The following is a 9,218-nucleotide window of genomic DNA, read 5'->3' as shown; positions in this document are numbered from 1 at the left end:
CAATATTACTTGACTTAATTATATCATATATTTTCATACCGTATTATTCAATTTTCAAAGACTATTAGTTCGTAATAGTATCAAATGATTTACCAAAGCACCAAAGTAATATACAATAATTATAAAACAATTTATATTATGATCTTGGTTAATAACTAGATTAAGCAAAAAAGAGTTAATAAGGAGATTAAAATTGCTTTATTGGTAATTGATACACAAAAGTCAATAACAAATGAAAAATTATATAGGTTTGACACATTTGTATCTAATGTTAAAGAAACAATAAACAAGGCTAGGGAAAATAGCATTGAAGTAATATATATACGTCATGATGATGGAGAGGGCGGAGATCTAGCCAAAGGAACAGAGGGTTTTGAACATGGATTCCATATTTTAGTTCCACAAAATGCAAATACAACGATAGATAATGAATTTATGACAGCAGAACAAAGCTATAAATATCATAATGAATTTATGTGGAATGGAAGATATGCAGAATGTATTTCATTAGATGAAACAATTAGAAAAATGAGTATTTAAAGTTCGATTATATTACTCATAGGAAAATATGAAGTTAAAAAGGAGAGTAATAAATGGAAATAAAAATAATAAATCAGGATTTTTCAATTTGTAAAATACAAGATCTATCAGAAGTAAATTATTCAGATGAATTTTGTTTTATAGGAAAGACAGATGAAGAATTATCATTAGTATGTAGTACAAATATGGTGCCTAAAAATGTAATTGAATGTGATAATGGATGGAAAGCATTTAGAATACAAGGTGCATTAGATTTTTCACTTATTGGTATATTATCAAAAATATCAACTTTGTTATCAGAGAATAAAATTGGGATATTTGCAGTATCTACATATAATACAGATTATATTTTAACTAAAGAAGAAAATTTTGAAAAATCAATAAAAGTTCTTGAACACAATGGATATATAATAAAGCGATAAATTTTAATATGCATTTAGATTGTTTCAAAAAATTAATCCTCATACAAATTAATTAATAAATTAGAGGTGAAATAAATATGTCAAATTCAAAATTTTATTATATAGATATAAATGCACCTAAATGAAATTAACCTAATCATATAGGTACATCTGCAATAATTAAATATAAGAACAAAATTCTGTTAGAAAAAAGAGTAGTTAGTGGCAGATGGCTTTGATTGGTGGTGGATTTAGGTATTAATTTTAAAGGGGGCGGGGTAAAATGAAGTTAAAAGTAATTAAGTTAACAGAAGAGAATTTGGAAGAATGCATAGACTTATTTATAGATACATTTTCAAGAGAACCTTGGTATGATGAATATGATTCAAGAGAGCAGGTAAAGGATTTTTTTATAAATCATATGGGAAATAATTATTTCTTAGGATATATAGGATTGTTAGATGAAAAGATTGTAGCATTAAGCTTAGGAATGAAAAAGTCTTGGATAGGTGGTATGGAATATTATATAGATGAATTTTGTATAAGCTATGATCTTCAAGGAAAAGGTATTGGCAGCTTGTTTTTAAAAGATATAGAAAAATTACTAATTAATGAAAAAGTTGAAGGAATGATACTTAACACAGAAAGAGATTATCCTTCATGTAATTTCTATCAAAAAAATGGATTTAAAATACTAGGGGATCTTATTGTTTTAGGAAAATAAGATAGTATATTAATAGATAAATCCAATCTATTAAGGGATTTTCTAAGAAGATGATGATATAAAAAATATTATAGAAACTTGAAATTGAAATGAGCTTAATTATGTTGTAGGATGGAAAACTTATGCTTTTTTACTTACAGCGCGATGAACATAAGAAAAATAACTTCGTTTTAAAAACTAGTGTAGAAATATATAAAATGAATTAATCAAAAAAATTAAGGGGGAAAACAATGATTTATGTTGCTTTACTAAGAGGAATAAATGTTGGGGGAAACAACAAAATAGATATGAAACTTCTAAAAAAAACATTTGAAAGAATAGGTATGGAATCTGTTATTACATATATAAATTCTGGGAATGTAATTTTTATCGATATGAAGCACACAAAGAAAGAAATAATAGAACTTTTAGAAGAGGCTATATTTAGAGATTTTCAGTTAAATATTAAAGTTTTGATTCGTAGTATAGATGATTTTGAGAATATGATGAAGCTTTTGCCAGAGTCATGGAAAAATGATAAATACATGAGAAGTGATGTATTATTTTTATGGGAAGAAATCGATAAAGAAACAGTGATTGATGAATTAAAAATTAAACCAGAAATAGATACAGTTATGTATGTACAAGGAGCAATTTTATGGACATTAGATAAAGAAAATATTACGAAAAGCGGCTTAAATAAATTTATAGGAACTGACGCATATAAAAAAATGACAGCAAGAAATGTTAATACTACCCGTAAAATATATGAAATTATGAAGGGATTAAATGAGGTTTAATTAGGATAATAGCAATAGTAGAATTATTATACGGTAGTAATATTTATTTCAGATTATATAGAATCAATATTTTAATAAATTACCTATATTTATTGTTTCAAAATTAATAATATTTATTTTAGTTACATATGAGTAGTGAAGTTATATATTTCATTTGAAGAGAGAAATTTTGTAGTTACTTTATTTATAAATAAGGTAACTACATTTTTGTATAATGGGTATAGTTTGAATTTTTACTTATGATAAGAGAACGCTTATGATGATAAATGATATAAAAAGTACGAAGGAGAATTTTATGCCAAGAAAAGATTCTATTGATATTGGGGAGTTAACAGATTCTGCTTTCTATATTTTATCTAGTGTTATTGATGAAAAGCATGGTTACCTAATTATGAAGACTATTGAGAAGTTTACTGATAATGAAGTTACTATTGGTCCTGCATCGCTTTATACAACACTAAAAAAGCTTTTAGCAGCAGATTTAGTTGAGTTAAGTTGTGATACAGATGAAAATAAAAAGGTGTATAAAATAACCAATAAAGGGTAAGAGATGCTTATAAAAGAGATTGAACGTAAAAAGCAGATGGTTAAATTTGCTGAAAAATTTTTGGGTTAGGAAAGGGTGATATTCTTGAAAAGTAAATATGTAATTATTAATGGTCTTGCTTTTAGTGAAGAAAGTGATATGGAAAAACTAAAAAATTATGCGAGTCAAGGTTGGATACTAGAAGATATAGTAGGAGGTTTTTTCTATAAGCTAAGAAAAGATAAACCTCAAAATATAGTGTATAGTTTAGATTATCAATTGGATGTCGATGGAGAGTATTTTACCATATTCAAAGAAGCAGGATGGGAGCTTGTTCTTTCTGTCAATAACCAAATGCATATTTTTTTAGCGCAAGCTGGGACTAAGCCTATTTATAGTGATAGTAAATCGGAAATAGATAAATATACACGTGTAAGAAATCAAACGAGAAGGGGAACAATCTATTCTTTAATAATGGCTATATTATTGATAGGGTTGTCAGTTTTTTCTGCAATAGCTATAAGACCTATATTTCTGATTATCTTAGCGTTATTAGTAATTGATATTTTTATATTTGTCTTTAATTTTATGCCTTACTTAGCGTATAACTCTAGAATTAAGCAAATAAAAAGAAATGGTAGATGTAAAAGTGAAGCAATAAATAACAAAATTACATGGAAATTATATGCATTTGCAGGTGTTATGTTTTTGGTGTTAGGAATTTTAAATTTAATTGAGAAGAAATATTCTTCATTACTATATATAATTTTAGGTGCCTTTGATATTGTTTTAAGTTTAGATTACTATAAGAAATATAAAAAGTCTTTATAAATTCTATTCAAGATTAACGAGATAATATGGAGAGAAAAAATACCTGATTGGACAAATGAGATTTTTCAAAAGTAGCCAGTAAAATTATAAAAGCTTTACTAGCTATATTTATATAAAATTAAAATTTAAATTTGAATTTCATTTTACAATTAGTCTTTTATTATACTTCCATTTTCAATTAAAACTACATATATTCTAGATTCTTTATCATTAATTGTTATAATATTACTATTGAAATATATTTTTCTCATTTTCTTAGATCCTAATATTTACCTTATATAAACTTTTTATTTTGATCTTTAACTTTTTTTATTGATGTAAGTAATAAAATATATCCTAAAAGCAAACATCCTATCATTACTATCCATCCCATATTAAAGCCAAAATTATCTACTATAACCCCAAATAAGGTTGACCCTAACGCATATCCTAATGCGAATATAAGATTTATAATACCTAGTATTACACTAGAGTCTTTTTTACCGAATACATCTGTAGTCATAAATGCTGGTGCTGACATATATGAATAAACATTTAAACCATATGCTATCGAGAATAAAAATGCTAAACTATGAACTTTACTTGAAATAAGTAATCCTATTACAGCTACCATTGAAAGTACAAATGACATAGACATTGTTTTTAATGTACCTATTTTATCAAATAAAACTCCTCCAGTTATATTTCCTATTAAACCGAATAATGCAAATACTGAACCTAATGTACCAACTAATGTTGCACTCATTCCAAGTTCTCCTGTAAAATAGGTTGCATATTGAGTACTTAATGCAGATATAGCAATTGCTATTATTGCATACCCTATTGAACATCTCCAAAAATACTTATTCTTAGTTGTTTCTTTTACACCTAAACCTTTGAATCTATTATCTTCCATATTAGATTCATTAGAGTTTTCCTCAACTACTTCTACTTCATTAGCTTTAGGCATTCTCATAAATAATAGTATTATTGGTAAACTGCATAGCAATGAAATTATCCCAAATACTATATAACTATAACTTGATCCCTTTGATGCTAACATTTGTGATGTGATTTCTTGTAAAAACACATTACCTATAGATCCCCCAGAAAATGCTACACCTAATGCTATACCTCTACCTTTTTTAGGAAACCAATTGTTTATTACATATGGCACTCCTAAGCTTGACAATAGAACACATCCTACTTGACATACTCCAGATAATATATAAAATTGAGGTAATGTTTGAGCAAAACCAAAACCTAAAAATCCTAATGATGATAATACTGTTCCTACTATAAATAATATTTTTATATTTATCTTACCAAATAATTTACCTAAAAAGGGTGAAAATGTAGCAGATGCTAATGCTCCAAATGTAAAAATTAATGAGAATGATGCTAATGAAAAATCAAACTTATTAATTACATATGGTATAAATAATGGTTGAATATTTTGTGCAATTGCAAATGGAATAGCTTGCATAAACATACATATGAATACTATTAAATATTTTTTTCTATTATTGTTAATTAACAATTTATCTTTTTTCATAATATATTTCCTTCCATTGTCTATTTAATAAATTTCTATTTTTATTATATATATTTGCATTTAATCTGTTAAATATAGATATCTTATATTACATATAATCAAATACTTATTATGTGATATATGAAAATATTTATATACAGTATAAAAAAATATATTTAACAAATTTAAAATCAAACATGAATTCAAAATAAACATGAATTCAAAATAAACATGAATTCAAAAAAATAGAAGTTTTATCTATAAACAAGGTAACTACATTTTTTATAATATGTATAATTTGAATTTTAATTATGGCAAGAAGAAGTCATAGAGCGTGCTAAAAAAGTTGCTGCAGTATTTGATTTTTGTGAAGACCATAAATATTCATTAGACCTATCTTTAGCAATATAAATAAGAGATGAAGAAAAAGCAGTAGAAACTATTATAAAAATTGTAAATAAATTTAAATATCAAGTTTATAGTAAACAAATTTTTAATTAATGTTATAATAAAGTAAGTACAGGATAATAATTTAACTAAAGATTAAAATTAAAGAGGCAAATTATATATGAGAAAAGTAAAACCATTGAATGATTTTATATTTAAGAAAATATTTGGTGAAAAAGGTAATGAAGATATTCTAATATCATTTATAAACGCAGTTTTAAAGAGAACTAAAAAGGAACCTATTGTAGAAGTCGAAATTATTGACAATAAACAATTAACTAAAGAACTTATTTTAGATAAAACAGGAATTATTGATGTAAGAGCAAAAACTTCTAAAGGTGAAAACATAGATATAGAAGTACAGCTTACAAATCAAGGAAATATGGATAAAAGAACATTATTTTATTGGGGAAAGATGTATCTTGAAAACATAAAGCAAGGACAAGATTATACTAGTTTAGAAAAAGTTATAACTATAAATATATTAGATTTTGAATTTTTAGGAACAGATAGTTATCAATCTTCATTCCATTTATGGGAAGATATAGAGAAGGATTATAGGTTAACAGATGTCGTAGAAATCCATTTCTTAGAGTTACCTAAATTCAGAAACAAGAAAAATAAAGATTACAAAGAAAACGACATAGAAAGATGGCTTATGTTTTTAGAAAAAGATATATCTGAAACTACATTAAAGGAGTTGATGAGTTTGGATACAGCAATAGAAAAAGCTGAACAAAAAATCGAATACTTAAGTAGTGATGAAGAAGCTATGAGAATTTATTATGAGAGAGAAAGATCACTGCATGAAAGAGCTAATATGATTAGTTCAGCAGAAGAAAGAAAAGCAATAGAGATAGCTAAAAATTTATTAGATATTTTAGATAATGAAACAATAGCTATGAAAACTGGATTGAATATAGAAAAAATTAAATTATTAAGAGATAAAAGTTAGTAGGATAGGTGAAACCCTATCTTATTTTTTTATAAAAATACATAATTAAAACTTAAAATTGCAATTTACTATTTAAATTTTAGATAGGTAAGTATAAAAAATAAATGAATCATTGCTTTAGCTTTATGTGGCATATTAACATAATTTATTTCAGCAATTTATTCTGTTATATGGTAATCTAGAGGAAAAGATTATGAATATTTTTTAGGATTTATTGATGCCATCAGTGGAGATTTCAGTTAAATATAAAAGTTTTGCCGGAGTTATGTAAGAATGATAAAAGCATGAGACGTGATGGATTATTTTATGGGAAGAAATCGGAAGAGGAACAATGATTGATGAATTTTTATAATATCTATAGTTTGAAGTTTTATTTATGTTAAGAAGGAGTTTATCATGAATAAATGAGATTAGATGATAAAGAGCTCATAAGTATATTAGATAAAAAATAAGCCTATAGCGATAATATCTAATGATTAAAAGTCTTTATAAATTCTATTCAAGATATTTGAAAATGTAAAAAACATCATTTGCAGGAATAATGAGAATCGTATATGTGGAGAACTAAAATTATAAAGTATTAGGTTTATAATCCATTGAGGTTGGTATATAATATTTGTATAGATGTTTTATAAAGGAGGTAATTTAATTGGAAAATAAGGATATTAATCTGTATGATATTTTTATAAAATATTCATATAGTCAATTAAAGGAATTATTTAAAAAGGCAACGACAAAAGAAGAACAAGACTTTTATATGACATTATCTAATTTGGTATTACAAAAAGAACAGGCGAAAGTTATAGGTGAATAGTATGCCAACTTATACAATTTTTGCAGGAGTTAACGGTGCAGGCAAAACTTCAATATACAAATCTATATATTATAATGAAAATAAAGATGAGAAAAGAATAAATACTGATGAAATGGTAGCTAGAATTGGATCTTGGAAAGATAATAATCTTCAAGTTAAGTGCGCAAGAGAAGCTGTTAAGTTAATAAAACAATATATTTTGGAAGACATATCTTTTAACCAAGAAACAACACTATCTGGCAAAAGTATAATAAAGAATATGAGATTTGCAAAGGAAAAAGGTTTTTATATAGTTATGAATTATATAGGGGTAGAAGGTCCTGAAATTGCTAAAGAGAGAGTTAAAATTAGAGTAAGTAAAGGTGGGCACGGAATACCTGATAAAGATATAGAAAGAAGATATTATGATTCACTAAAGAATTTAAATGATGTAATTCGAATATGTGATGAAGTAAATATATACGATAATACAGAAGTATTAAGAGAAATTATGTATTTTAAAAATGATGAAATAATATGGAGAGATAAAAAAATACCTAATTGGGCAGATAGTATTTTTCAAAAGTAGCTAGTAAAATTATAAAAGTTTTACTAGCTATATTTATATAAAATTATAACCAAAATTTGAATTTGAGATCTATTAATTATATATTTAAGAGGATTCCTCTAAGAGGTTATATTAAGATATTTTTAGTTGATATTAAATTTTTGATTCGTAGCCTAAATGATTTTGAGTATATTATAAAAGTTTTTGCAAGGATTATAAATATAAGAACATAAGCACTATTTTCATGGGGAGAAATCGCTAGAAAGATTCTATATAGGGCTCCAATTTATTGCACACTATATAGAATCAAGATTTAATAGATAACTTATATTTACTTTTGGTAATTATAGACTAATTATATGCAATAATATATAATCAAGATGAATATTAATTTGGAAATAACTTTAAAACTTAAGGGGGAACTTTTATGAATTACGTAGTGATGCAAGTAGTGTTAAAAGAAAAATTTATAGGAACAGGGTCGGGGAATTTGACGGAATTAGAAAAAGTCATAAATACTCAAGCTGAAAAAGGATATCGATTACATACAATTACTACTGCGGCATCAGGAAGTAAAGGGATGCTTGGCGGAGATAGAATTCAAGCGACATTAGTGTTTGAAAAATTATAATTATAAATTCCAGTTTTACGGAAACATAAATTGATGTATATAAAAATTAATACAAATATATATTATTAATTTAGAAAAGAAAAAACTTTTACTTGTATTTAGGGATGCAGGTAAGAGTTTTTGTTTTTAGAAGTGAGAAATATAATGAAAAAATACCATTATTATTTACTTCATATGGAAAGAGAAAAATTTTGTAGTTACTTTATTTATAAATAAGGTAACTACATTTTTTATAATATGTATAATTTGAATTTTAATTATGGTAAGAAAAAGTTTATGATGATTAAGTGAGATTTGTTAAAGTGAACTAGCAAGTTAACATTTATAAATTGCTTAAACATATCAAATAAGTGAATTTGTTTAGCTATTTAATTAGCTATTTAAACAGTGGAGATACATGAAAATTTGCTTATTATTATAGTAAGAAATTAATATGTATTTTATAAGTGTAATATTATGTTAATAAATGTAATATGTGCTATAATTAACATAAAGAGTATTGTTAAAGGG

Annotated in this window: 10 protein-coding genes and 1 pseudogene; 10 read left to right on the top strand and 1 reads right to left on the bottom strand. The window is 25.2% G+C overall.

The window, feature by feature from the left end:
- The first annotated feature begins 192 nt into the window (after positions 1-192).
- From I2E83_RS13685 to I2E83_RS13660, 6 genes and pseudogenes are all read left to right on the top strand, one after another.
- Entirely contained in the window at positions 193-540 is a 348-nt protein-coding gene (locus I2E83_RS13685; protein WP_195430458.1) for an isochorismatase family protein, read from the top strand.
- Positions 541-593: 53 nt separating this feature from the next.
- Positions 594-962 carry an ACT domain-containing protein gene (locus I2E83_RS13680; protein ID WP_195430434.1) on the top strand — a complete coding sequence of 123 codons (369 nt, stop codon included), beginning with the start codon at positions 594-596 and terminating at the stop codon, positions 960-962.
- Between the two features lie 262 nt (positions 963-1,224).
- Positions 1,225-1,665, top strand: coding sequence for a GNAT family N-acetyltransferase (locus I2E83_RS13675; RefSeq protein WP_195430431.1), 441 nt, complete (start codon positions 1,225-1,227; stop codon positions 1,663-1,665).
- A 230-nt stretch (positions 1,666-1,895) separates the two neighbouring features.
- Complete coding sequence (locus I2E83_RS13670; protein ID WP_195430429.1) at positions 1,896-2,444, top strand: DUF1697 domain-containing protein; 549 nt, start codon at positions 1,896-1,898, stop codon at positions 2,442-2,444.
- Positions 2,445-2,739: 295 nt separating this feature from the next.
- Positions 2,740-3,060: pseudogene (locus tag I2E83_RS13665) on the top strand (PadR family transcriptional regulator).
- A gap of 15 nt (positions 3,061-3,075) precedes the next feature.
- Positions 3,076-3,801 carry a DUF2812 domain-containing protein gene (locus tag I2E83_RS13660; RefSeq protein WP_195430426.1) on the top strand — a complete coding sequence of 242 codons (726 nt, stop codon included), beginning with the start codon at positions 3,076-3,078 and terminating at the stop codon, positions 3,799-3,801.
- A gap of 274 nt (positions 3,802-4,075) precedes the next feature.
- On the opposite strand, the gene I2E83_RS13655 is transcribed toward I2E83_RS13660, so the two are convergent.
- Positions 4,076-5,335 carry a conjugated bile salt MFS transporter gene (locus tag I2E83_RS13655; RefSeq protein WP_207738514.1) on the bottom strand — a complete coding sequence of 420 codons (1,260 nt, stop codon included), beginning with the start codon at positions 5,333-5,335 and terminating at the stop codon, positions 4,076-4,078.
- Between the two features lie 547 nt (positions 5,336-5,882).
- Here I2E83_RS13655 and I2E83_RS13650 point away from each other — a divergent pair.
- From I2E83_RS13650 to I2E83_RS13635, 4 genes are all read left to right on the top strand, one after another.
- Complete coding sequence (locus I2E83_RS13650) at positions 5,883-6,716, top strand: Rpn family recombination-promoting nuclease/putative transposase (protein WP_195430422.1); 834 nt, start codon at positions 5,883-5,885, stop codon at positions 6,714-6,716.
- Between the two features lie 649 nt (positions 6,717-7,365).
- Positions 7,366-7,530, top strand: a complete 165-nt coding sequence (locus I2E83_RS13645) for a hypothetical protein (protein ID WP_195430419.1) — start codon at positions 7,366-7,368, stop codon at positions 7,528-7,530.
- A gap of 1 nt (position 7,531) precedes the next feature.
- Positions 7,532-8,098 (top strand): zeta toxin family protein, encoded by a 567-nt coding sequence (locus I2E83_RS13640; protein ID WP_195430418.1) that lies wholly within the window; start codon positions 7,532-7,534, stop codon positions 8,096-8,098.
- Between the two features lie 406 nt (positions 8,099-8,504).
- Positions 8,505-8,708: a DUF4177 domain-containing protein gene (locus I2E83_RS13635; protein WP_195266741.1), complete on the top strand. Its 204-nt coding sequence runs from the start codon at positions 8,505-8,507 to the stop codon at positions 8,706-8,708.
- Positions 8,709-9,218: the final 510 nt, after the last annotated feature.

It is taken from the genome of Clostridium sp. D46t1_190503_E9, from assembly GCF_015555225.1.
GTDB lineage: Bacteria > Bacillota > Clostridia > Clostridiales > Clostridiaceae > Clostridium.
The sequence above is the reverse complement of the archived record's forward strand: the minus strand, read 5'-3'. Positions and strand labels throughout refer to the sequence as shown.